Source organism: Hydrogenovibrio sp., from assembly GCF_965140365.1.
GTDB lineage: Bacteria > Pseudomonadota > Gammaproteobacteria > Thiomicrospirales > Thiomicrospiraceae > Hydrogenovibrio.
In genome coordinates, this window is record NZ_OZ223196.1 from 670,428 (window position 1) to 695,027 (window position 24,600).

Annotated in this window: 22 protein-coding genes; 12 read left to right on the forward strand and 10 right to left on the reverse strand. The window is 49.6% G+C overall.

The window, feature by feature from the left end; translation table 11 throughout:
- The first annotated feature begins 6 nt into the window (after positions 1 to 6).
- Genes rlmN through der form a run of 6 tightly spaced genes read left to right on the forward strand, consistent with a single transcriptional unit; the run spans position 7 to position 6,264 of the window.
- Entirely contained in the window at positions 7 to 1,140 is a 1,134-nt protein-coding gene (gene rlmN / locus AC0KH7_RS03155; RefSeq protein ID WP_472370625.1) for a dual-specificity RNA methyltransferase RlmN, read from the forward strand.
- Positions 1,133 to 1,549 (forward strand): helix-turn-helix domain-containing protein, encoded by a 417-nt coding sequence (locus tag AC0KH7_RS03160; protein ID WP_472370627.1) that lies wholly within the window; start codon positions 1,133 to 1,135, stop codon positions 1,547 to 1,549. The genes rlmN and AC0KH7_RS03160 overlap by 8 nt, the downstream gene beginning before the upstream one ends.
- Before the next feature lie 39 nt (positions 1,550 to 1,588).
- On the forward strand, positions 1,589 to 2,860 hold the full coding sequence (gene hisS, locus AC0KH7_RS03165; RefSeq protein ID WP_472370629.1) for a histidine--tRNA ligase: 1,272 nt from the start codon (positions 1,589 to 1,591) through the stop codon (positions 2,858 to 2,860).
- A gap of 57 nt (positions 2,861 to 2,917) precedes the next feature.
- Positions 2,918 to 3,559 carry a YfgM family protein gene (locus AC0KH7_RS03170; RefSeq protein WP_472370631.1) on the forward strand — a complete coding sequence of 214 codons (642 nt, stop codon included), beginning with the start codon at positions 2,918 to 2,920 and terminating at the stop codon, positions 3,557 to 3,559.
- A gap of 27 nt (positions 3,560 to 3,586) precedes the next feature.
- Complete coding sequence (bamB, locus tag AC0KH7_RS03175; RefSeq protein WP_472370632.1) at positions 3,587 to 4,825, forward strand: outer membrane protein assembly factor BamB; 1,239 nt, start codon at positions 3,587 to 3,589, stop codon at positions 4,823 to 4,825.
- The gene (der, locus tag AC0KH7_RS03180; RefSeq protein WP_472370634.1) at positions 4,822 to 6,264 is read left to right on the forward strand and encodes a ribosome biogenesis GTPase Der; all 1,443 of its coding nucleotides are present in this window, start codon (positions 4,822 to 4,824) and stop codon (positions 6,262 to 6,264) included. Before bamB ends, der begins: the two co-directional genes overlap by 4 nt.
- Positions 6,265 to 6,319: 55 nt before the next feature.
- On the opposite strand, the gene AC0KH7_RS03185 is transcribed toward der, so the two are convergent.
- The 4 genes from AC0KH7_RS03185 to AC0KH7_RS03200 all read right to left on the reverse strand — a co-directional run bounded on the left by AC0KH7_RS03185 (position 6,320) and on the right by AC0KH7_RS03200 (position 11,478).
- A complete protein-coding gene (locus AC0KH7_RS03185) occupies positions 6,320 to 9,121 on the reverse strand; it encodes an FAD-binding and (Fe-S)-binding domain-containing protein (protein WP_472370636.1) in 2,802 nt (933 codons plus the stop codon).
- Positions 9,122 to 9,277: 156 nt separating this feature from the next.
- Entirely contained in the window at positions 9,278 to 10,516 is a 1,239-nt protein-coding gene (serA, locus tag AC0KH7_RS03190) for a phosphoglycerate dehydrogenase (protein WP_472370638.1), read from the reverse strand.
- Positions 10,517 to 10,708: 192 nt separating this feature from the next.
- Positions 10,709 to 11,008, reverse strand: coding sequence for a c-type cytochrome (locus AC0KH7_RS03195; protein ID WP_472358032.1), 300 nt, complete (start codon positions 11,006 to 11,008; stop codon positions 10,709 to 10,711).
- Positions 11,009 to 11,169: 161 nt separating this feature from the next.
- Positions 11,170 to 11,478, reverse strand: coding sequence for a c-type cytochrome (locus AC0KH7_RS03200; protein WP_472370640.1), 309 nt, complete (start codon positions 11,476 to 11,478; stop codon positions 11,170 to 11,172).
- 299 nt (positions 11,479 to 11,777) lie between these two features.
- On the opposite strand from AC0KH7_RS03200, the gene AC0KH7_RS03205 reads away from it, so the two are divergent.
- Positions 11,778 to 11,954, forward strand: coding sequence for a hypothetical protein (locus AC0KH7_RS03205; protein ID WP_472370642.1), 177 nt, complete (start codon positions 11,778 to 11,780; stop codon positions 11,952 to 11,954).
- Positions 11,955 to 11,986: 32 nt separating this feature from the next.
- On the opposite strand, the gene AC0KH7_RS03210 is transcribed toward AC0KH7_RS03205, so the two are convergent.
- The 6 genes from AC0KH7_RS03210 to AC0KH7_RS03235 form a co-directional block, all read right to left on the reverse strand.
- Positions 11,987 to 13,573 (reverse strand): ABC transporter permease, encoded by a 1,587-nt coding sequence (locus AC0KH7_RS03210; RefSeq protein ID WP_472370644.1) that lies wholly within the window; start codon positions 13,571 to 13,573, stop codon positions 11,987 to 11,989.
- 294 nt (positions 13,574 to 13,867) lie between these two features.
- Entirely contained in the window at positions 13,868 to 14,896 is a 1,029-nt protein-coding gene (locus AC0KH7_RS03215; RefSeq protein ID WP_472370646.1) for an extracellular solute-binding protein, read from the reverse strand.
- A 49-nt stretch (positions 14,897 to 14,945) separates the two neighbouring features.
- Positions 14,946 to 15,608: an ABC transporter ATP-binding protein gene (locus AC0KH7_RS03220; protein ID WP_472370648.1), complete on the reverse strand. Its 663-nt coding sequence runs from the start codon at positions 15,606 to 15,608 to the stop codon at positions 14,946 to 14,948.
- A 146-nt stretch (positions 15,609 to 15,754) separates the two neighbouring features.
- Positions 15,755 to 16,780: a ribosome small subunit-dependent GTPase A gene (rsgA, locus tag AC0KH7_RS03225; RefSeq protein ID WP_472370650.1), complete on the reverse strand. Its 1,026-nt coding sequence runs from the start codon at positions 16,778 to 16,780 to the stop codon at positions 15,755 to 15,757.
- A gap of 25 nt (positions 16,781 to 16,805) precedes the next feature.
- The gene (locus tag AC0KH7_RS03230) at positions 16,806 to 17,147 is read right to left on the reverse strand and encodes a 4a-hydroxytetrahydrobiopterin dehydratase (protein ID WP_472370651.1); all 342 of its coding nucleotides are present in this window, start codon (positions 17,145 to 17,147) and stop codon (positions 16,806 to 16,808) included.
- Positions 17,148 to 17,217: 70 nt separating this feature from the next.
- Positions 17,218 to 18,465, reverse strand: a complete 1,248-nt coding sequence (locus tag AC0KH7_RS03235; RefSeq protein ID WP_472370653.1) for a M48 family metallopeptidase — start codon at positions 18,463 to 18,465, stop codon at positions 17,218 to 17,220.
- Between the two features lie 175 nt (positions 18,466 to 18,640).
- Here AC0KH7_RS03235 and orn point away from each other — a divergent pair, with 175 nt between their 5' ends.
- The 5 genes from orn to AC0KH7_RS03260 all read left to right on the forward strand — a co-directional run bounded on the left by orn (position 18,641) and on the right by AC0KH7_RS03260 (position 24,594).
- On the forward strand, positions 18,641 to 19,192 hold the full coding sequence (orn, locus tag AC0KH7_RS03240) for an oligoribonuclease (RefSeq protein WP_472370654.1): 552 nt from the start codon (positions 18,641 to 18,643) through the stop codon (positions 19,190 to 19,192).
- Between the two features lie 214 nt (positions 19,193 to 19,406).
- Positions 19,407 to 21,110, forward strand: a complete 1,704-nt coding sequence (locus tag AC0KH7_RS03245; RefSeq protein WP_472370656.1) for an acetolactate synthase 3 large subunit — start codon at positions 19,407 to 19,409, stop codon at positions 21,108 to 21,110.
- Between the two features lie 13 nt (positions 21,111 to 21,123).
- Complete coding sequence (gene ilvN, locus AC0KH7_RS03250) at positions 21,124 to 21,615, forward strand: acetolactate synthase small subunit (protein WP_472370658.1); 492 nt, start codon at positions 21,124 to 21,126, stop codon at positions 21,613 to 21,615.
- 227 nt (positions 21,616 to 21,842) lie between these two features.
- Positions 21,843 to 22,859 carry a ketol-acid reductoisomerase gene (ilvC, locus tag AC0KH7_RS03255; protein WP_068647841.1) on the forward strand — a complete coding sequence of 339 codons (1,017 nt, stop codon included), beginning with the start codon at positions 21,843 to 21,845 and terminating at the stop codon, positions 22,857 to 22,859.
- Positions 22,860 to 23,217: 358 nt separating this feature from the next.
- Positions 23,218 to 24,594, forward strand: coding sequence for an ExeA family protein (locus tag AC0KH7_RS03260; protein WP_472370660.1), 1,377 nt, complete (start codon positions 23,218 to 23,220; stop codon positions 24,592 to 24,594).
- Positions 24,595 to 24,600: the final 6 nt, after the last annotated feature.

Consider the following 24,600-nt stretch of genomic DNA (forward strand, 5'->3'; position numbering starts at 1 on the left):
CTGAATATGACTCAAACGGATTTGCAAGCAACGGAACGAAGAGACGAAAGAGTCGATTTGCTGGGTATGGATATGTCAGGCCTGGCGGAATTCTTCACTCAAATTGGGGAGAAACCGTTTCGTGCCGCACAGGTGATGAAGTGGATTCATCAGTTTGGTGTCAGTGACTTTGATGAGATGACGAATCTCAGTAAAGCACTGCGCGAAAAATTGAAGCAAAAAGCGCTGATCCGTACCCCGAAAATCGTTTCCGAGCAACGCTCGGAAGATGGCACCATTAAGTGGTTGTTGGAAGTGGATAACCACAACAGTGTGGAAACCGTTTTCATTCCGGAAAAAACGCGTGGTACCTTGTGTATTTCCTCCCAGGTAGGGTGCGCATTGGAGTGCAGTTTCTGCTCCACCGGCCAGCAAGGCTTTAACCGCAACCTGGAAAACTGGGAAATCATCGCGCAGATGTGGGTCGCGAATAAGGCGCTGGGCTGTAAGCCGAAAGAAGAACGCGTCATTTCCAATGTGGTGTTTATGGGAATGGGAGAACCGTTGTTAAATGTCACGCACACCTTCCCGGCCGCACGTATCTTGATGGACGACAACGCGTATGGTTTGTCGAAGCGTCGAGTGACCATCAGTACCGCTGGGGTGGTGCCAGCCATCGATAAGATTAAATCCTCGGTGGATGTCAGCCTGGCCATTTCGTTGCATGCGCCGAATAATGCATTGCGGGATGAACTGGTACCCATTAACCAGAAATACCCGCTGGAAGTGTTGATGCCCGCTTTGCACCGTTTCGTGGAAGGCGGCCACAGTAAAAAGCACGTGACGGTTGAATATGTCATGCTGGATCAAGTCAATGACCGCCCGGAACATGCGCACCAGTTAATTGAACTCTTGGGGGATCTACCCTGTAAAGTGAATTTAATTCCGTTTAACCCTTTCCCGAATGCGCCTTATAAGCGCTCCTCCAATAATGCGGTGCATCGTTTTCAAGACGCCTTGATGAAAGCGGGCGTGAACTGTACGGTAAGACGTACCCGCGGGGATGACATTGATGCCGCCTGCGGTCAGCTGGCTGGGAAAGTGAAGGATCGTACCAAACGTACTTTGCAAACCGTTAACCTGGATAGATTACATGGCTAGTTCGGAAATGGAAGAAGAAAACATCGCGCACGACGGATTGTTATCCCGTGAACTCGGGCAAAAACTTCTGGCGGCGCGTGAGCAAAAAGCCCTGTCGATTAGCGATGTGGCGGATCAGTTGAAAATCGCCCAACAGCACATTGAGCACTTCGAAAGCGAAGGGTTTGATTTGCAGTCGCTGGATCCTTTTCAGCGCGGCTATATTCGCAATTATGCTGAGCTGATGAATGTCGATCTGGCCGACTACGAACATTTGTTTCCGGAAGCCATTCAAATTGGTTCCAGCCTGCAATCGGTTGACTTGGAAGAGCAAACAGGTAAACCGTTGCTGTCCATTGCGGGGATGCGCATCATAACCGTGTTGTTAATTATTGCCGTTGTGGCCGTACTCGTCACCATCAATGTTTAACGTTTCGATCACCTAATAAATAAGAGAAAAAATTCAGCTATGTCAAAACAAATTACGGCTATTCGCGGCATGAACGATTTATACGGCGAACAGGCGGAAGCGTTTGATTATCTGGTCAATACCGCGCAATCGGTTCTGAATCAATATGGCTTTTCATCCATTCGACTGCCTTTGGTGGAAAAAACCGAGCTGTTCGCGCGCTCCATCGGGGAAGTCACCGATATCGTCGAAAAAGAAATGTACACTTTCGATGATCGCAATGGCGATAGCTTGACCTTGCGTCCGGAAGGGACCGCCGGTTGCGTCCGCGCCGTGATTCAAAACGGCTTGGCCCACAATCAAATTCAAAAACTGTATTACACCGGCCCGATGTTCCGTTACGAACGCCCGCAAAAAGGCCGTTACCGCCAATTTCACCAATTTGGTGTGGAAGTCTTTGGCTTGGATTCGGTGGATATTGACGCCGAGTTAATCGTGTTGTCGGCTCGTCTTTGGGAACGTTTGGGGCTGGAAAACCTGGAGCTGCAAATCAACTCCCTGGGCAGTCAGGAAGCGCGTCAGGCCTACCGCGATTTGCTGGTCGAGTATCTGCAAGCACACCAGTCGGAACTGGATGAAGACAGTTTACGTCGCCTGGAAACCAACCCTCTGCGAATTTTGGATACCAAAAACCCCGATATGAAAGCCGTGGTCGATGGCGCACCGAAATTGATCGATCACCTCGATGCCGAATCGAAACAACATTACGATGAGTTGAAAGTCTACCTGGACGATGTGGGGATTCCGTATACGGAAAATCCGAACTTGGTGCGTGGTTTGGATTACTATAATCGCACGGTATTTGAGTGGGTGACCACGGAATTGGGCGCTCAAGGAACCGTTTGCGCCGGTGGCCGTTACGATGGCTTGGTGGAACAAATCGGTGGTAAGCCGACACCGGCAGTTGGCTTCGCGATGGGCATTGAGCGCCTGATGGCATTGCTGATGGATAAGGCCTTGGTTGAACACTCTGCCGCACCGGATGTGTACTTAGTGCTGGCCGGTGAAGCGGCCAAACGACCAGGTCTGGTGATTTCCGAACAAATTCGTGATTATCTGCCTGAATTGACGGTGCAGATGAATTGCGGGGGCGGCAGCTTTAAGAGCCAATTTAAGAAAGCCGATAAATCCGGTGCCCGTATTGCACTGGTGTTGGGAGAGGATGAAGTTCAGCAACAGAAAATCGCGGTGAAATACCTGCGTGAAGATCGCGAGCAAGCCTTGATGGACTGGTCAGACTTACTGGCCCATTTGTCCGAAGTCTTTCAATAAACTGAATTGAAAAATTGATTACAATTAACACCGTTTAGCCTCAATTAGGATGAAATTATGAGTCGTTACGAAACAGATGAAGAACAAGTTGCCGCACTGAAAAGCTGGTGGAAACAGAATGGCACTCAGTTGTTGTCCGGTATTTTGGTCATTGTATTAGCCTGGACGGGTTGGACCTATTGGAGCAATGCCAAGTTAACCGAAGCGATGAATGCCTCGGCTGTTTTTGAAGTGATGCAATCCAAGCAACAGCAAGGTGCCTTGGGCGATGTATTGCGTGATGGATTGAAGCTGATGGAAGAGCAGCCGAGCAGCCCTTATTCTTCGGGTGTGGCTTTGATGATTGCCAAGCATTATTTTGAAGAAGGCAATATGGACAAAGCGGTTGAAAACTACAATTGGGTGGTGGAGCATGCTCCGGGACAAGCGATTCAATTTATCGCACAGCTACGTTTGGTGGAACTGTATATTCAGAAAAAAGAATTCGAGGCCGCGCAAACGACTTTGAAAACGGTTGCGACCGATTCATTAAGTCCGGTTGAGAAAGGAAACTACGATTTTCAGGCGGCTGAACTGGCATTGGCGGAAGGCGAGATTGACCAGGCCAAAGCCGCTTTTCAGAAAGTATTGGACAATAATGACGCGCCGCAAGGGCTGCATAACCTGGCCAAGCTGAAGCTGGACGATTTGGCCGGTTAAACGAGAGGTTAGAGACGTTACGTGAGAATGGATTGGTTAAAGCTGGGAGTGGCCGCCGTGCTAGCGGCCCAATTGGTGGCATGTTCTTCGCCGAAGGTGGTTCGGGTTCCGGCCCCGCTGATTGAAATGTCATCGCCTTATCAAGCGCATAAGGATTGGCAGCTTCAGGTGGATGGATTTAAATATTCCGACAGTGAGGGGTTGTACTTCGCTGATGACGGTGATGTGATTTATTTTGGTGTCCCGTCCGGAAACATCACCAAAGCTTTAACAAAGCCGCAAGGGCGTTGGACCGATCAAGTGGTTTGGCAGAAAAAACTCAATGAACCGGTGGTATCCGGGCCAACGCTTTATGAAGATGTCTTGATTGTCGGTACTTCTAAGGCGCATCTTATGGCCTTGTCGCAAGAGGACGGGCATATTGTCTGGCAGACGCCGGTTTCCAGTGAGGTATTGAGTCGTGCGGTTGTGAAAAACGGTCAGGCTTATGTCCGCACGGTGGATGGCAAACTCTATTCCGTTAATGCGGATTCCGGCAAAATCAATTGGGTGGTGGAACACCAGTTGCCCAATTTGTCGTTGAGAGGCTTGGCACCGGTTACCTATGATGACGGCACTTTGTATGTCGGCTGGGAAAGCGGTAAAGTTGAAGCTTTGGATGCCGCCACAGGTGAACGTCGTTGGCAGGTGCAAGTGGTGATCCCGAAAGGGCGAACCGACTTGGAACGTATGGTCGACATTCAAGCGGCCTTGATTATGAAAGGCGGCCGCCTGTTTGTTCTGGGGTATCAGGGAAAATTGGTGGCATTGAACCCGGAAAACGGCAATTTGTATTGGGCTAAAGATATTTCCGGCTTCCGTGATTTTTTAATTGACCAGCAGGCGCTTTACATCGTGGATGAAGACGATATTGTTTACGCCATCGATTATGTGAACGGCACGCAACTTTGGAAGCAGGACCGCTTTAAATACCGTCAGTTAGCGGATCCGATTTTCTATGGTCCGAATCAAATTCTTTTGGCGGACGATTTGGGTTACATTCATTGGATTGATAAGGTCGACGGAACCGCCGTTGCACGCGTCGAAGTGGGCAGCGAGTACGGGACCAGCGACCGCATTGTCCGAGTGAATGTCTCCGGAAAACGGATTTACGTTCAGGATAACGACGGTTTCAATACCGCTTATACCATTCAACCTTCCGACTGGTATGAGTTCAACCATCCGGAAGACCCATTGGGCATTATCGAACAAAAGGAAACACCGTGAGTAAAACGGTCATTGCGCTGGTTGGGCGCCCGAATGTCGGAAAATCCACCTTATTCAATCGTTTAACGCGTTCACGCGATGCGATTGTCGCCGACTATCCTGGCCTGACCCGTGATCGACAGTACGGCACGGGGCGTGTCGGTTCTAAGCCGTATATCGTGGTTGATACCGGTGGTTTGAGCGGTGAACAAGAAGGTGTCGATCCCTTGATGGCCGGGCAGGTTCAAGCGGCCATTTCCGAAGCCGACGCGGTATTGTTTTTGGTGGATGGTCGTTCCGGCTTAATTCCAGCCGATGAAACCATTGCCGGTTACATCCGTCACTTCGATAAACCGGTTTATTTACTGGTGAATAAAGCCGAAGGTCATGACAAAATGATGATGGCCAGCGACTTTTACCAGATGGGGTTGGGCGATCCGTATGTGATTTCGTCGGCTCATGGCGATAATGTCAACGAAGTCATGGAAACCATTCTGGCTGAAGTGGGCCGTGAGGAAGAAGACGAAGATGAACTGGATTTAGATAAGCATCCGGGGATTCGCGCCGCGGTCATTGGACGCCCGAATGTGGGCAAGTCCACCCTGATCAACCGCATGATCGGCGAAGAGCGCGTGGTGGCATTCGATATGCCGGGCACCACGCGTGACAGTATTTATGTCCCGTTTGAGCGGGCCGGACAGTTATACACCTTGATTGATACCGCCGGGGTACGTCGCCGCAAGAACATTAAAGAAAAAATTGAAAAATTCAGTATCGTCAAAGCCATTGAAGCTATGGAGTCCTCCAATGTGGTGGTCTTGGTGATTGACGGCTCCGAAGGCATTACCGATCAGGATTTGACCTTGTTGGGGTTGGCGTTGGAGTCTGGCCGTGGTTTGATTTTGGCGATTAATAAATGGGATAACCTATCGCAAGACCAGCGCGATAAGATTAAGCATGAGCTGGAATACAAACTGCATTTTGTCGATTACGCCAAAAAGCATTTGATTTCCGCTTTGCACGGCACGGGCGTGGGCGATTTGTTCAAGACCATTGGTGCGGTTTACAGTGCGGCCATGAAGCAGGTATCGACGTCGGACTTGAACCGCGTGCTGACGCAGGCGGTCTTGGACCATCAGCCGCCACTGATTGGCGGACGTCGTGTGAAGTTACGTTACGCCCATTTGGGTGGTTTGAATCCGCCACGTGTCATTATCCACGGTACCCAAGTCGATAAATTGCCGCAAGCCTATACCAAGTATTTAATGAATGTGTTCCGAAAAGCGTTCAAATGGGTAGGCACGCCGGTGATGATTGAGTATAAGGTGACGGCCAATCCTTATGAAAAACGTAAGTCCAATTTCACCTTCCGCCGTGGAAAATCCGAATCTCAGGCGGAGAATGCCTATCTGAAGCGTAAAAAGAAGAAAAAACCACAGCAGAAACGGCGTACCAATTGATCATAAATGTATGAAGGCTCGAAACAGAAAACCCGCTTGAAGCGGGTTTTTGCGTTTAGGATCGGTTGCAAACCGCTTGGTGAAAAATCTCCGCCGGATGCAACGCGTGCTTGTCGGCGAAGTCTTCCAACTGGTGCCGGCAACTGGTGCCGGTGGCAATCACCAAGTCGTCGTCCTGGGATTTTTCCAAGGTCGGTAATAGGGTTTGGTTGGCGATTTTCAGGGAGACGTCGTAGTTTTTATAACCGAATTCGCCCGACATGCCGCAACAACCGGAATTGATGTATTGAATCTGCAGCTCTGGAATTAAATTCAGCGCTTTCACCGCTTCCTGCGCTTGCGCCAGGGATTTTTGGTGGCAGTGAACGTGCAACCAGGCGGTGCGAGGCACCGGCCCGAGATTCAGGTCCATTTGTGCATGGAGTTTCAACATCAGTTCTTCAAACAACAAAACCGACGAAAACGCCCAGGCCTGGCCGTTTTGAGTAATTAAATCTTTGGCCTCATCACGCCAGACCAGCGTATCCGACGGTTCGATGCCGACGATGTAGTCCGTTTCGGCGACGTCTTTGAGTTGCTGTTGAATCTCGCTCAGGGCTTGTTTGGCTTCTTTCAGCAACCCTTGGCTGAGCAGCGCGCGCGGCGACGATTTTAAAAACACCGGCTTGACATCGAAGCCCAGCATTTCAAGCGTTTGAATGGCCGCCTGACCGATTTTCGGTTCCTGGTACTGGATGTATAGGTCTGCCAATATCCAAATAGTATGATGGGTGTTTTTCGGTGTTTCAGAGGCGGTTTTTGAGTGCTGTTTCCACCAAGCGCTCAGTGACTGCTTCTCCAGTTTGGGTAAGGTGCGACGAATATCCACGCCCATCACTTTTTTCACCAGAGACCGATTTTGTGTCCAATTATAAATGGCCGGAAAAATCGCACCCAAACGCATGAGTTGACCGTAGAACTTAATGGAGAGTTTGCTCAGTGAAAAACGGTTGATTTGATACAGCACTTCCGATTTCAAACGGGCCATGTCCACACTGGCCGGGCATTCGGTTTTACAGGCTTTACATCCCAAGCATAAGGAGAGGGCATCCTGCAGCTCCTCTTGGTTCAAAGCTTTAATCGGGTTCGGTTCGGTCAAGGCATGGCGTAATAAGTTGCTACGGCCGCGTGTGGAATAATTTTCTTCACGGGTCGCCTGGTAAGACGGGCACATGGTGCCGTTGCCAGGGGATTTACGACAGGCGCCGGCCCCGTTGCATTTTTCCACGGCATCCATCAAAGACAGATCTTTCGACCAATCGTAGCCGGGGCTGAGTAATTGTTTGGGTTGGCGATCGGCGCGCAAATTGGCGGTAATCGGCGCATCGCCGATAATCACGCCTGGATTGAACAGGTTTTCCGGGTCAAACGCACGCTTAAGTTGCACCAGATAACTGTACACGGCCTCGCCGACCTGTTCTTTGATGAAGGGCGCGCGAATACGGCCGTCGCCGTGTTCACCGGAAATGGCGCCGCGGTATTTTTTAACCAGTTGTGAACTGCGCTCCGCAACCGTCTGGAAGGTACGGCGACCATCCTCGGTGGCCAGATCCATTTCCGGTCGGACGTGAATCAATCCGACTGAAGCGTGTCCGTAATAGACACAGCCAATGCCCAGTTCGCCCATTAACTGTTGGGTGTCTTGATAAAAATCCGGTAAGGCTTTGACGGGAATGGCCGCATCTTCAATCACCGCGACGGCTTTCTGGCGCGTCGGTTTTCCCATCAAAAGGCCCAATCCGGCTTTGCGCAGGTTCCAGACTTTGCCACTGTCTTGCGGTTCGATAATCGGGCAGGCATAAGCACCTTGCGCTAACATCCAGGCCTGGCCACTTTTTAGGCGTTCCTGCAAGTGGTCGGCGTCTTCATCAAACAACTCCACCACCAGAACCGCTTCTGGGTCTTCTTTCACCCAGAAGCGGTTTTGCGTTTGTTCGGCGTTGTTTTTGGTGCCGTCCAGAGTGGCTTTGTCGATGATTTCAATCGCGGCCGGGTCGTATTGCAGGTATTCCGGCACGGCTTTCATGGCGGTGGCCACTGAATTGAAATGGGCGCAGAACAACTGGCGGTGCGTCGGCAAATCCACGAGGTTTAAGGTGGCTTGCGTAATCACGCCCAAGGTGCCTTCGCTGCCGCAAATTAATGGGGTTAAATTGAACGGTTTTCCATCCGGGTTAAACGGCTGATAATCGGTGTAAAGTACATCCAATGCATAACCGGTGGTGCGGCGTACAATCGACGGGTCGGGAAAGTGTTCAACGATTTCCGGACCGTGCTTTTCCAGTAGATCAATGACGGTACGGTAAATCTCACCTTCCAAGGTTTGTAAATTCAATTTATCGTGTAGCTGTTCCGCACTCAAGTCGTCAAAACGAACCTGAGAGCCATCCGCCAATATCATTTCCACGGCTTTGACGTGGTCACGGGTCGTGCCGTAATAGACCGAATAGGAACCGCAGGAATTGTTGCCGATCATGCCGCCAATCATAGCGCGATTCGAGGTTGAGGTGTCCGGTGCAAAGCGCAGGTTGTCCTGTTTTACGAAGGCGTTGAGGTCATCTTGAATGACACCGGGTTCGACATCGACTTCTTTTTGTTCCGGGCGATAGTCCAAAATGCGAGTCAAGTGTTTGGAGATATCGACCAACAGGCCCGAACCGATGGCTTGCCCCCCCAGTGAGGTTCCCCCGGCGCGCATGGTAATGGGTTGTTTTTTCTGCAAGGCTGCTTGAATGCGTTGACGAAGGGCATCGGTATCCGTTGGATAGACGAACTCTTCGGGAAAAATCTCAAAAACGGAAGCATCAGTCGAAATCATGAAATAACCTTGGAAAGAAACGGGAAAACAAACGTTAGAAGGCGCTTATTTTAATGGATTCCGTTTGATATTGCAGGATTTTTAGCGGTCGCGGGGAAACCGGCAGGTCGGGAAAGGAAAGCTTTCCGGCTTTTGGAAAGCCGGAAAGATGGACCGTTAACCGTGAATGGCTCGAATACGAATGGTGCCGTCAATGGCTTTTAATTCTTTCATTCCAGTTTCGCGGTCTTTTGAATCCAGATCGATGACCACATAACCGATTTCGGAATTGGTTTGCAGGTACTGTGCGGCAATGTTGATTTCATGCTGACCGAAGGATTCGTTGATTTGCGTCATGATGCCCGGTTGATTTCGGTGAATGTGCAATAGACGACTGCGGTTTTTGTGTTCCGGCAGGGAAACTTCCGGGAAGTTTTTGGCCGATAGGGTCGTGCCGGTGTCGGAATAGCGAACCAGTTTGGTGGCCACTTCCTGCCCGATGTTTTCCTGAGCCTCTTCGGTGCTGCCACCGATGTGTGGTGTCAGGATGACATTATCGAGTCCGCGCAATGGGGAGACAAACTCTTCTTTGTTGGACTTCGGTTCCTGTGGGAAAACGTCGATGGCGGCTCCGGCCAGATGGCCGGATTGAATGGCTTTGGCCAAGGCGTCAATGTCGACGACGGTGCCGCGTGCCGCGTTAATGAAAATAGCACCTTTTTTCATTTTGGCAAATTCGGCTTCGCCCATCATGTTCTTGGTCTCGTCGGTTTCCGGAACGTGCAGGGTAACGACATCCGACATCTGTAACAGGTCGTCCAGTGATTTTACTTGTCGAGCGTTGCTGAGTGGCAGTTTGGTTTCGATGTCGTAGAAGTTGACGCGCATACCGATGCTTTCCGCCATGATGCTCAATTGCGTACCGATATGACCGTATCCGATGATGCCGAGCGTTTTGCCACGAACTTCTACGGAGCCGGTGGCCGATTTATCCCATTCGCCACGATGGACCTTGGCGTTTTTGGCCGGAATGTCACGTGACAACAGAAGCAGCTCGCCCAAAACCAGTTCGGCCACGGAGCGGGTATTGGAGAAAGGGGCGTTGAAGACCGGAATGCCCTTTATCATGGCCGCGTGTAGATCCACTTGGTTGGTGCCAATGCAGAAACAGCCGATGCCAACCAGTTTTTTGGCGGCGTCTAGGACGTCGGCCGTTAAATTGGTGCGTGAACGGATGCCAATGAAGTGTACGTCGGCGATTTTAGCTTTCAATTCGTCGCCGGATAGCGAACCTTTATGGTATTCGATGTTGTAGTAGCCGTTTTCATTGAATACGTCAGTGGCGGTTTGGTGTGGGCCTTCCAGTAGAAGGATTTTGATTTTATCTTTGGCAAGAGATTTGGATTTGTCGCTCATCGGGTTTTCATCGCCTTACATTCAAAAGAGAAATTATAAAAGATTTGTTTTGAATTGTTGAGAGAACTCAAACAATTTCAGGGTGTTATGTTTTCCGGCCGCTTTTTGCAAGTTGCGGGTGCTGGGTTGGCTTTCGTCCGAGTTTATAAGGAGAGATGAACGGGAGGCGAAAGCCGTATTGTTGTTTTGGGTTTACTTGGCTTTTTGAGACGCGTAGTAGTTAGCCAATTCCTTGATTTCTTTGTCACTTAGGTTTTTCGCGAAGGCTTGCATCGTCGCGTCTTTGCGAAAACCATCTCTAAAGTCCTTAAGTGCTTTTTCAAGGTACTGAGCGTGTTGTCCGGCCAATTTCGGAAAATTAGGAACAACGCTGTTTCCATCCACGCCGTGACAGCCTACACAAGTCTTGGCTTTGGCTGGCATGTCAGCTGAAAAAGCTGCCTGGCTGAACAATAAGCCGGAGGAGAAGGCGATTAAAAATAGTTTTTTCATGGCTTTAACTCGCTTTGATTGTTTTTGGATGCGCTTATTAAAAACGATTCCGGCGGTCAGGTCAAGAAAGACGGGACGGGGTGGGAATCGCTGGCGCAGACTACGCAAACAAAAAAAGCCGCATAAGAGCGGCTTTTTTGACTTTAAGTAGCGAGGGCTAATTAAAGCGTTTGGACGTAAGCCGCGATGTTTTCAATGTCAGCGTCAGAAAGACCTGCGGCCATTGGCGCCATCATGGAAGTCATTGGACCCACTTGTTCGCCAGACTTATACTTATGTAGTTTAGCAACGATGTCAGCGGCGGATTGACCAGCTAGTTTTGGTCCAACACCACCTTCACCAGCTGCACCGTGACAACCTACACAAGTAGAGTAAGCGGCTTGACCAGCTGTAGCGTCACCTGCTGCATTGGCAGCAGAACCGAAAGCAATCAAAGAAGTTGCAGATAATGCAAGTAGTAATTTTTTCATTTTTGTACTCTCCTAAGCACGATAAAAAAAGTCGGGTTTAACCCTGGATGCAATTACAAACGAATTCATAACATTAGTCAAGCCTAAAACCTTAAGGAAGCTTGAACGGGGGCCAATATATGGAGCATTGCTGCTGTTTTTTCGTTAAGTGTTGAGAAAGTATGGATGAAGGTTTGCTTAAGCTTATATGAAAGAGAAATTGGGGGGCGGAAAACGCCCTTTGAAAATGGGAAATAGGCGTTTATTTAATCGGATATGGTATAACGTTATCGATTTACAGGAAAGTGGAGCTTACCGAGATGATTATAAAAGTTTGGTTGTTTATCATTCTGTTAACGATTGCCAGTTGGTATGTACTGAAGCTGACTGGAAAGCCTTATCACATCGGTTGGGTGTTTCTATTTTGGGTGGTCGCGATTTTGGGCGGCACGGCTTTCTTTTATATGGTTTCCGTTTGGTTCGTTTCAAACCAGTGACAGTGACATTTGAGCGTACCGCTTTACGGGAGCTATCGTTTTTCGGTACGCGCCCGTAATATTTCAATAATGACCAGGCCTGCCAGGCCAATTCCCATTAAAACCAGTGCCGGTAATGCGGCCGCCTCGTACAAGCCTTCCGTGCTGAGTTCAAATGTGCGCACGGCTAAGGTATCCCAGCCAAATGGGCGTAATAAATAGGTCGCCGGCAATTCTTTCAAGATGTCTAAAGTCACTAGAAATAAAGCCGTCAAAAGGCCCGGCGTCAGTAGCGGCCAATAGATGCGCTTGACCAGTTCAAAAGGGGTGGCACCGAGGTTTCTGGCCGCTTCGCTGATGGATGGCTTGATGGTTTTAAAGCTACTTTCCACCGGCCCGAAGGCCACGGCCATAAAGCGCACCATGTAAGCAATGATGAGTGCAAAGAGCCCGCCGCTAAACCATAAAGCACCCTTAAACCATCCGTCCAGTTCAAACAAAAACAGCATGACGCCCACCGCCAATACCGAGCCGGGCAGAGCGTACCCTAAGGTGGTGAAGCGGATCCCAAACCGTTGCAGTCGGTTAAGGGGTTGGTTGTGGATGATTGCATTGAGTATGAGTGCAATGAATACAGTCAGGAGCGCTGAAAACACAGCCAGAAGCAAGCTGTTCCCGATCCATTCAGTGAGACGGGGGTCCCAGGCGGTGAAGGATTCCAAGCTCCAAAGTGACAGTTGCACCAGCGGCAGGCCGAAAGCCAATGCCAGTACGCTGGTCAGGTATATCCAGGTGGCCGCTGCTTTAAAGCCGGTTAGGTGATAGCGAGCTTGCTGCCTGGGTAGGCCGCTGTGAAAGGCCCGTTTGCCACGTTGGTAATGTTCCAGCGCAATCAGTGTGGCTGCAATGATGAGTAGCAAGGTGGAGAGTTGGGCTGCGGTTTCCAGCGAGCGATAATCGACCCAGCTGGAATAGATGGCGGTGGTGAAAGTGTCGTAGTTGAAAATGGCGACGGTGCCAAAGTCGGCCAGTACTTCCATTAGCGCGAGAGATAGTCCCGCGATGATGGCAGGGCGTGCCAGTGGTAGGGAGACTCTCAAAAAGGCGCGAAAAGGTGAATTGCCGAGGTTTCGGGCGGCTTCGGTATAGCTTGGCGGCTGGGCTAAAAACGCGCTGCGTGCCAGAAGGTATACGTAGGGGTAAAACACCAAACTCATAATGATGGCGACACCCCAGACGCCTTCTCGGATATCGATGCCTCCTTGCCACTGAAAGGTTTCTCGCAACAAAGACTGTACCGGCCCGGCATAATCGAACAGGCCTAAAAAGACAAATGCCAACACGTAGGCCGGCACGGCAAAGGGTAAAAATAGCAACCATTCGAACCAGCGCCTTCCCGGGAATTCACATCGTGTGACCAGCCAGGCCAGGCTGATGCCGAGCAGGCCGGTACCGATGGCGACGCCCAATAACAGTTGGAAGGTGTTTCCGAGTAATTCGAACAACAGATTGTCTGAAAGGTGCTGCCAAAGCTCCCCGTCTATGCTGTGCCAGGAAAAGCCGAGACTCAGAATGGGAAGAGAGATGAGCAGTATCAATGCCCAGAGCGCCAGTTTGGAAAACAGGGTGAAGGGTTTCAAAGTCGACCTTTTGATGTTTGTCTGGTGTTCGTTATGGTATGTGATGATGTCATCCGGTTACCGGCACCCGTGCCGAAAATGGTTATTTTAATCGGTTACGGTTTGGAATCCTATGCTTTTCCATCTGGCTTTTTCATCTGGTTTGGCAGGCGCTTGATTGTTGTTGTCATGGTCTTTTTTAAAAGCAGACCTAAAAACAAGACCTAAAAACGCAGCTAAAAGCAACCCTAGGCGTTTTGCAAAAAAAAGCCCTCTCAAAAAAGGGCTCAATGTCTTAGGAGAGGGTGTCGTTGTTTACTTGTAGTGGGCCTTCTGCATTAGTTTGACCGCTTCGGCCTGACGTTTTCCGACGATGGCCAGGTTCAGGTCGTCGGCTTTAAAGTGGCCCCAGCTGGCGACTTGCGGGTCCAATGGGACAGACGGGTTGGCCGGGTATTCTTTATTGGCGCCACCGAATTGTTTTTGCGCTTTGTTCGACGCCAGCCAGTTCAAGAGTTTTTGTGCGGCTTTTGGGTGTTTGGCGTGTTTGAGAATGCCTGCCCCCGACACATTAATGTGCGTACCGTAACTTTTTTGGTTGGCCCAAAAGAGTTTAACCTGGGTTTGCGGATTCTTATCTTGCATACGACCGTAATAGTAGGTGTTGACGATGCCGACATCGCATTGACCGGCTTCAATTGCCTTGAGCACTTGAGAGTCTTTGGCTTGTGGCTTGGCCGCCAAGTTGTTTACCCAGCCTGTGAGCACCTGCTCGGTTTTGGCCGCGCCGTCGTGGTCGATCATCGCTGCTACTAACGATTTGTTGTATACCTTTTTTGAGGTGCGTAGGCACAGCTTTCCGTGCCAGGCGTTGTCTGCCAAAGCTTCGTAACTCGACAATTCGGAGGGTTGAACGCGCTCGGAGTGATACACGATGGTTCTGGCGCGCACCGATAGCCCGGTCCAAAGATTGTTCGGGTCTCTCAGGTGAGCTGGGATGCGCGATTGAATTTGGTCCATGTTCATGGGTTGGAATAAGCCTTGTTGTGCGGCATACCAAAGGTTACCGGCATCAACGGTCATGAAAATGTCGGCGGGCGTTCGGCTACCTTCTGCTTTCAGGCGTTCAATTAAAGCGTTGGCCTTGCCGGTCTGTAGCGTGACCGGGATGCCGGTCTCCTTGGTGAATTGGTCGAACAGTGGTTTGATTAAGTGTTCTTTTCGAGAAGAGTAAACCACTAAGTCATCATCGGCGTAGGCCAGGTTTGATGTACTGAACATGGCTAGGCTGCTGATGGAAAGTAGGGTAGTGATGAAAGCGTTTTTCAGTCCAAGTCGTTTCACAAAGGTCTCCTGAGGTGTTGTGTGCTTTAAGCGCCTTGCCCTAGTTGGCCTAGGCTGCCGTCGGCTTGGTGAATTGAATTTTTGATTCGGTGAGCGTGCCGTAATGGTCGCACAGCGTTTGGGCATCGGTTTCGTCGTGCGTGACCAGTAAAGCCGGTGTGTTTTCTTGCTTTAACCATTGGCGGGTTTCTTCTGCCAGTCGATGACGTAAAGCCGGATCCAAATTTGAAAAAGGTTCATCCAGTAATACCAATGCTGGTTTTGGAGCTAAGGCACGTGCCAGGGCGACGCGTTGTTGTTGCCCGCCGGAAATTTCGTGCGGGTAACGGTTCGCCAAGTCGTTCAAATGAATCATGGTCAACAGTTCTTCGACACGATGGCGTTGTTCGGTTTTGGCTTGGCCGCGCAGACCAAAGGCAATGTTTTCTGCAACCGTTAAGTGTGGAAAAAGGGCGTGGTCTTGAAACACCATGCTGATGTTACGTTTTTCCGGGGGCAGGGATCGGCCGTCACAGGCCAGGCATCGGTCGTCTATCGTGATAACGCCGGATTGAATGGTTGTGAAACCGGCAATGGAACGCAATAGGGTGGTTTTGCCACAGCCGCTTGGGCCCAGCAGCCCAATGATTTCACCGCTCGCAAACGAAAGAGTGAACTCCTTGAATAAGGATTGCTTACCTAAGTTGATGCAGACGTTATTCAGTTCGACCATATGCGATCCCATTCCTAATAAAAAATCACGAAAGTTGGTAACAATATTAAAGAAAATGAGAGTAATTTTCAATATCAAAAAGAATAAAAGTTTTTAAAGGTGGATAAGTGAATCTTAGGAGGTTTTCAAACAATCGGGTTGAGGAGTTAATGAGATTCGTTGGCGAACTCTTCGCGTAATCGTTGGAAGCTTTGGTAGCGGGAATAGTGAATGTCGCCGTTTTCGACGGCGTTACGAATGGCGCAGTCGGGTTCGGTGGTGTGGGTGCAGTTGCTGAATTTGCATTGCCCTAGAAAGGGGTCAAAATCAGGGTAGGCGGCTTCCAGTTCGTGTAATTCGCAAGGCGTCGGGCTGAATTGACGAACACCGGGCGAGTCGATGATGTTTCCGGCGTGACCTGGGTTGACGTCGGTTTCCTCCGGCAGGTGGTACAAAATACTGTTGGTGGTGGTGTGTTTGCCCAATCCGGTCGATTCGGATAATTCGCTGGTTTTGATGTCGATATCGGGAATCAGGGCTTTAATTAGGGAGGATTTTCCGGCGCCCGACGGGCCGACAAAAACACTATTTTTGCCGGTTAAAAGTGCTCTTAATTCTTCAATGCCATCACCGTTTTCGGCGGAAACCGGCAGAATGTCGAGTCCCAGCTCATCGTAAGGAATTAATAATTCGGCAATGGCTTCCCAATGTTCTTCGGAGGCCATCAAATCAATTTTATTGATTAAAATCAGCACCGGCAATTGCATTTGATGCGCGGTGACCAGGTAACGGTCGATCATGTCGGGATGGACGCCGGGTTCGATGGGGGTGACGATCCCTAAAAGGTCGATGTTTGCCGCCACCATGCGTTTTTGGCCACGGAAGCCGGGGCGACTCAGTTCTTGGTGGCGTGAATCGGCCGACACCACGACGCCGGTATTGGGTTCAATGTCGGTTTGCCAGATAACGGTGTCGCCGGCGACCAGTTTGCCCAGGTGCTGACGTACGGCGCAATTATAGAGTTGCCCGTCTTCGGACTCCACTAATAGCCGTTTTCCAAAGTTGGTAATGACCAGGCCTGGTTGTTGTTCGCCCAATTGTGAATCGCCGGCGGTTTCCGTGGCGGTGCGGGCGTGATGCTGCTTTTGCTTGACCCGTCGTTGCTGTTGTTGGTTGAGTTTGCGTTTCGCCACGAAAGTTTCTTTGGTTAAGGGTGGGTTAATCCAGCAAGGCGTCGATTTTGGCCGCCAGAATGAAGTCGTTTTGGCTTAACCCTTTGATGTTGTGCGTCGTCAGGGTGATTTTGCATTGATTATACCCAAAGCAAATCTCGGGGTGATGATCTTCTTTGTGTGCCACCCAGGTGATGGCGTTCACGAACGACACGGTTTGGTGGTAGTTTTTGAAGGAAAAGGTCTTAGTCAGGGTTTGGTAGTCCAGTGGTACATCCCAGCCTGGCATTTGCGAAAGGTAACTCTCGATGGTGGGGATGATGAGTGGCTTGCTGCCTTTTTCAATCTCTGTGCAGGATTGGTCTTTCAGTGGCAATTCGTGTGACATAAATTACGGTTCCTGTGTTTGATTTCGTTAATAACGTTGCGCTTGAGCGCTTTCAATAGGGGTTTGGACTTTACTTTTCAAGCGATTTTAAATGGTCAATGCGAATTTTTGCCGGCGGATGACTGTCGTGATACGCCGAATAGGTGGGGTCCGGCGTCAGGCTGCTGGCATTGTCGCGATACATTTTCAGCAGCGCGGAAATCAATGGTGCCGAGCCGGTGGTTTGTGATGCGAAGGCATCGGCTTCGAATTCATGCTTGCGGCTTTTGAAGGCCGCAACCGGTCCGAAGAAAAAGAACATTACCGGAATGGCGGTCATAAACAGCAACAACGCGGCAGCCGGAGTTTGAGATGTCATGCCCAAGCCTTGATAAAAAGCGGGTAATTGGGTTAACCAGCCCAGAGCAAACAAGCCGGCAAAGCTTAAGGCGAAGGATTCGATCATGCGCTTTTTAATGTGGCCATGTTTGAAGTGCCCCAATTCATGCGCCAAGACTGCTTCGACTTCTTCCGGCGTCAAGGATTCCAGCAGCGTGTCGAAAAACACAATACGTTTGTTCTTGCCAAAGCCGGTGAAGTAAGCGTTGCCGTGACCGGAGCGCGAGGAGCCGTCCATCACAAAAATGCCGTTGGACTCGAACCCGGTGCGCTCCAGCAGGGCTTCGATACGTTGTTTCATTTCGCCGTCTTCCAGTGGGGTGAACTTGTTGAAAATCGGCGCAATCCACTTTGGGTAAGCCCAAAGCAAAACAAGGTTGAACGCCACCCAAAGCACCCAAGTGTAAAACCACCAGGCCTGGTCGAAATAGGCATTCATAATGGATAAAACCGCCCAAGCCAGCGGTAGGCCGATGATGAGCCCGAGTAACCATTGTTTGATGAGGTCGGATATGAATTTACCAACGGTCATTTTATTAAACCCGAAAGCCTCTTCGATTTTAAAGGTGGAGATGATGGCGAACGGAATGTGCAGTAACGACAAAAACCAGAAGGTTGATAGCAGGAAACCGACATCGCGCCAGATGGGCGATAAATCCGTGGCCAGCCAGTAGTTATAAATTTCCTGAAATCCGCCGCCGAGTGTCATGAACAGTAACACGGCGGCGTCGAAAAACAGTACAAATCGAGAGAGTTGTAACTTGGTACGACTGTAGTCGGCGGCTTTGTGGTGAGCTTCTTCGGTGATTACGGATTGAAAATCGGGTGGAACCTTATCGCGGTGTAAGCCAATGTGAAACTGGTTTTTGATATTGAGCCACAGCTCGATGACCAGATTGAGAATCAGGGTGGTTACAAATAATACGGTAATCCAATTCATGGGGCGCTGCCTTATTTGGTCTTTCTTATTGGGTTGTCTGTTCAGCCGTGCCGTTCTGTTTGGCCGCCGGAGAGGTGTTGAATTCCGTATTTCCGGCATCGTGCGCGTTGAGGCTGGCTCGAATAAAGTTTAAACTAGCGCCTATTCTAGTTTAAAAGGTTCAATGAGTGTAGTGATGAAGTCTGAAAATAATTTGATTTGGATTGATCTGGAGATGACCGGTTTAGACCATAAAACCGATCAGATTATCGAAATCGCCACGGTGGTAACGGATGCCGAATTGAATGTGCTGGGCGAAGGACCGGTGATTGCGATTCAGACGGAACAGCATTACCTGGACGGAATGGATGAATGGTGTACCACGCATCACGGCAACTCCGGTTTGACCAAGCGGGTGCAGGAAAGCGATATTTCGATGCGTGAATCGGAATTGCAGACACTGGAGTTTTTGAAAGATTTTGTACCGAAAGGCAAATCGCCGATGTGCGGCAATACCATTTGTCAGGATCGCCGTTTTCTGATTGAACAAATGCCGGAGTTGGAAGCGTTTTTCCATTATCGCAACTTGGACGTGTCCAGCCTAAAAGAACTGGCCCGGCGCTGGGCGCCGAGCGTGTATGCCTCCCATAAGAAAAAAGGCGCGCATCTGGCGCTGGACGACATCTATGAGTCGATTGAAGAATTGAAGCATTATCGTCAAAACATGTTTTTACCGGAGTTTCGTTAAGCGCCGTTCGGCGCTTCTCATTCCGGTGATTCTCAAGCCGATTAATTTCAACTTATGGGTTTATAAAAGCCCCTAAGTTCGTTATAATCGCTTGCTTACCCTGCGAAACGGCAGGGCTTTGTTTTTAAAGTTATTTTTAAACGTCGAAAAGCTGTCGAACCGGTAAAACGATTCGTGTTTGATGGCTTTACGACCAAAACGGAGGACCGTTGTTGTGGAATTAACTGGTGCCCAGATTCTTGTTCATTATTTGGAAGATGAGGGCGTAGAGCATATTTGGGGGTATCCTGGAGGGGCGGCGTTGCCTATCTATGATGCCCTGGATACGGATGCACGTAAAATCAAACACGTGTTGGTCCGTCATGAACAGGCTGCGGTTCATGCAGCAGACGGGTTCGCGCGCTCTACAGGTTTACCAGGGGTCGCTCTTGTAACATCCGGGCCGGGTGCCACCAATACCGTCACAGGTATTGCGACAGCTTATATGGATTCAATTCCAATGGTTGTCATTACCGGCCAGGTGGCCACCAATATGATTGGCCTGGATGCGTTCCAGGAAATCGATACGGTAGGCATTACAAGACCGATCGTCAAACACAACTTCTTGGTCAAGGATGTCAATGACCTCGCGATGACGCTCAAAAAAGCCTTTTATATCGCAACGACCGGTAGACCCGGTCCGGTCGTGGTCGACATCCCGAAAGATGTCCAAAATGCCAAAAGCTCTTATGAATATCCACAAGAAGTCAGTTTGCGCTCCTATGTACCTGTAACGAAAGGCCATAGCGGACAAATTAAAAAAGCCATCGACATGATGCTGAAAGCGAAAAAACCGATCATTTACACCGGTGGTGGTGTGGTGCTTGGCGGCGCGTCGGAAGCTTTGACGGAATTGGCGCGTGCCTTGGGCTTTCCGGTAACCAACACCTTGATGGGGTTGGGCGCTTATCCGGCGGAAGATAAGCAGTTTGTCGGAATGCTGGGGATGCATGGCACCTATGAAGCCAATTTGACGATGCATAACTCCGATGTGATTATTGCCATCGGCTCGCGTTTCGACGACCGGGTCACTGGGAACTTGGAAAAGTTCTGCCCGGATGCTCGCGTCATTCATGTCGATATCGATCCAGCGTCCATTTCCAAAAACGTGGCCGTTGATGTCCCGATCGTCGGGCCGGTCAAGCAGGTGTTGTTGGAAATGCTGTCTTTGCTGAATAAAAGCAAAAAAAGCGTGGATAAAGAAGCCCTGGCAAGCTGGTGGGAACAAATTGAGGCCTGGCGTGCTACCAACTGTTTGCGTTATGACCAAGTGGGTCACAAAATCAAGCCTCAAGCGGCAATGGAAACCATTTGGGAAATCACCAAAGGTGATGCCTATGTGACGTCTGATGTGGGGCAACATCAAATGTTTGCCGCGCAATACTATAAGTTCAATAAGCCGCGTCGTTGGATTAATTCCGGCGGCCTGGGGACGATGGGCTTTGGTTTGCCGGCGGCCATGGGTGTTCAAGCCGCTTTCCCGGATTCGACCGTTATTTGTGTTACCGGCGAAGGGTCGATTCAGATGAATATCCAGGAAATGTCGACCTGCTTGCAGTATGGTTTGCCGATTAAGGTGGTTTGTTTAAATAACGGCTTCCTGGGGATGGTGCGTCAATGGCAGGAATTCTTCTATGATCGTCGCTATTCGATGTCGTACATGGATTCCCTTCCGGACTTTGTGAAACTGGCCGAAGCCTATGGGCATGTCGGTGTTCGCATCGACAACCCGAAAACGATGAAGCAAGAGTTGGAAGAAGTCTTTTCCGAACAATACAAAGATCGTTTCGTCTTTATTGACATCGTGACCGATCAGCAGGAGAACGTCTATCCGATGATTCCTGCCGGTGCCGGTCTGGACGAGATGATTTTGGTGTAAAGGGGAGAGACGAATGAAACATATTATTTCAATGTTGATTGAAAATGAGTCCGGTGCGCTGTCTCGTGTGGCCGGTTTGTTTTCCGCTCGTGGCTACAATATTCACGCTTTGACGGTGGCGCCGACCGATGATGAGACCATGTCTCGTTTGACGTTGGTCACCAGTGGAGATGAGCAACAGGTTGAGCAAATCGTTAAACACCTGAATCGTTTGATTGATGTGATCAAGGTGGTGGATATTACCGAAGGTCAGCACATCGAGCGGGAATTGATGCTGTTGAAGTTGAAAGCCGTCGGTGGCATGCGTGAAGAAATCAAACGATTGTGCGATATTTTCCGCGGAACCATTGTTGATGTCACCACCAATATTTACACCATTCAGTTGGTGGGCGAAACTCAGAAGCTTGATGCTTTTATCGATGCCATTGACGAAGGCCTGATTGTGGAAGTTGTTCGCTCCGGTGCCGTTGGTTTGATGCGCGGTGAAAAGTCACTTCACCTGTAATGCAATCCGAATTAGACAATAAGATTTATTGAGACCTTTGCATGAGTTAGGGGGTGAGGTAAAAAAGAGGAAAAATAGGCGGATTCAAGGCGAAAAACGCGGGTAATAGAATCAGCTATTGCCGAGTTTTTTAACGCTGAAGCCGTGTATTTTAACCTTTTTTAGCCGTGTCATTGACTCATGCGAAGGTCTCTTAATTACGATTAACTTACTTTTAAGGAAAAACAATGCAAGTTTATTACGATAAAGATTGTGACCTTTCAATTATTAAAGGCATGAAAGTTGCGATTATCGGTTTTGGTTCTCAGGGGCACGCGCATGCGGCTAACCTGCAGGATTCCGGTGTGGACGTTACCGTTGGTTTGCGTGCCGGGTCTTCTTCCATCAAGAAGGCCGAAGGGTATGGCTTGAAAACGGCCGACGTTGCAACGGCTGTCGCGAATGCTGACATGATCATGATTTTGACGCCGGATGAGTTCCAATCGGTGTTGTATAAAGAAGAAATCGAACCGAATATCAAGCAAGGTGCGGTTTTGGCCTTTGCGCACGGTTTTGCCATCATTTATAACCAAATCGAACCTCGTAAAGACTTGGACGTTGTGATGATTGCGCCGAAAGCGCCGGGCCACACTGTTCGCTCTGAATTTGTTCGTGGCGGCGGGATTCCGGATTTGATCGCGGTTGAACAAGATGCGTCCGGTAAAGCAAAAGACATCGCTTTGTCCTATGCGTCTGCCATCGGTGGCGGTCGTACCGGTATTATCGAAACCACCTTTCGTGACGAGTGCGAAACCGATTTGTTCGGTGAGCAAGCCGTATTATGCGGTGGTGCGGTTGAGTTGGTTAAAGCCGGTTTCGATACGTTGGTTGAAGCGGGTTATGAGCCGGAAATGGCGTACTTTGAATGTCTGCACGAGTTGAAGCTGATTGTTGACTTGATGTTCGAAGGCGGGATTGCCAACATGAACTACTCGATTTCCAACAATGCTGAGTACGGCGAGTATGTTACGGGACCACAAGTGATTAACGATGAGTCGCGTGAAGCCATGCGTCAAGCATTGAAAAACATCCAAACCGGTGAATACGCGAAGAAATTCATCTTGGAAGGTCAGTCGAACTATCCGTCTATGACGGCTCAGCGTCGCTTGAACGAAGAACATGGTATCGAAGTGGTCGGACGCAAGTTGCGTGCGATGATGCCTTGGATCTCCGCCAACAAAATCGTTGACCAAGAAAAGAACTAAGTTGGCTGTGTAAAGCGCCTGAAAAAGCGTTTTTCCAACCGATTATTGAAAGACCTGCCTCGTGCAGGTTTTTTTGTGCCGGATTGTCAGGAACCACCAGGCCTGGTCAAAATTGGATTAACCATTTGAGCATCGTATTTTTACGGATTAAAATAGTGCTGTTGTTGGCGTTAAACAAAGCGGGTGGGTGCCTGGCCGTTTTCGCGGTTTCGAGCGTGTAAAACACTCACGGGGTGGCGCTTAAGTTGTTATCATATATACAAACTTTAAACTTCGGTTCCTTATTTAAAAGAATGCCTGAAGGTGTCGTTAAAGCAAGCGAAATAAGTGAGCCGATCAGTGTGGTTGTCAAAAATTTATGTATTGTTCCTTCTTTGGTCTTAAGAAACTCCCTTTTAAAATTTCACCGGACCTGACTTTCTTTTACAAACAAGCGGCGCGTGAAGAAATTACGCAGGCTTTATTGTTTTCCATTGAACGGGGCGATGGCATTATTACCGTAACCGGTGAAGTGGGCGTGGGCAAAACCACTTTGTTACGGCTGTTGTCGGACATGTTGCCGGATAACTATATTCAGGTCTATATTTCCTCACCGAATCTGTCGGCGGAAGCGTTATTGAAATTTATTTGTTCCGAATTGGCGATATCGGTCAATCCTGAGGATGGCAAAGCGGATTTGATGAATCGCTTGAATCGCTTTTTGATTGACGAATATCGTCAGAATCGGCGCGTGGTGATGTTGGTGGATGAGGCTCAGGCGATGATGCTGGATACGCTTGAAGAAATACGTTTGCTGGGCAATCTGGAAACCGCGGATGACAAGCTGTTGCAAATGGTGTTGTTCGGTCAGCCGGAACTGGACGTGACTTTACAGGACCCGCGTGTTCGCCCGTTTAAGGACCGCATTGCCAATCACTTTACGATTCAACCGTTAAACGATGATGAAGTGATGCATTATTTAAATTATCGAATGCGGGTAGCCGGTTACATGCAGGCTGATCTGTTCACGATGAAAATGGCTAAACGCATTCGGGGCGCTACCGGTGGCTTGCCTCGTTCCATTAATCTGCTGGCCGACAAATTATTGATGGTGGCGTTTTCAAAGGGCGACACGCAATTAAAAACGTCTCATCTTAACGGGCTGTTTTCCAGTCCCTCTTCTGGAAATTATCGTCTGCCATTCGGAATAGCCGCTTCTTTGGGCGGAGTGGCCGTGATTCTGGCTTTGTGGTGGGGTAATGCGGCGCACGATTCAAGCTCGGTGTCGCAAACGCCTGAAAAAGCGCTTGCTTGGCAGCAGGCCTCGCAGCAGTTGTTGGATGCCGCCGAGCGTTTAGGGGTCAGCGGCGAACGTTTAGTTCAGCTAACGGATATGGATCGCCAGGCCCGGCATTTTTTGAAGTCTCAGGCGCCCGCCAAACCATTAATTTTAATCAATGCGATGCCGTTACAGGACTTTGACGATGTATATTCCAAGGTTTTGAATGGACTGGAGTTGGCCAACCGAGCCCATTTATTTGCACTGATTGACACACAAGACAAATCATCGACGATCCAGTTTCGTTTGCTTTACGATCCACGGGCCAAAGATGGCGCATCTTTGCAAACTAAACAAACCGATCTGAAAACCTTGTCGGGCGGAACCCCACGTATTGTATCCGTGTCTAATGTGGAAGAGATGATCGCGCAACCGCTAAGCCCCAAGTCTTTTCAGCTGGGGCTTAGGCAGGAATGAAAAGGA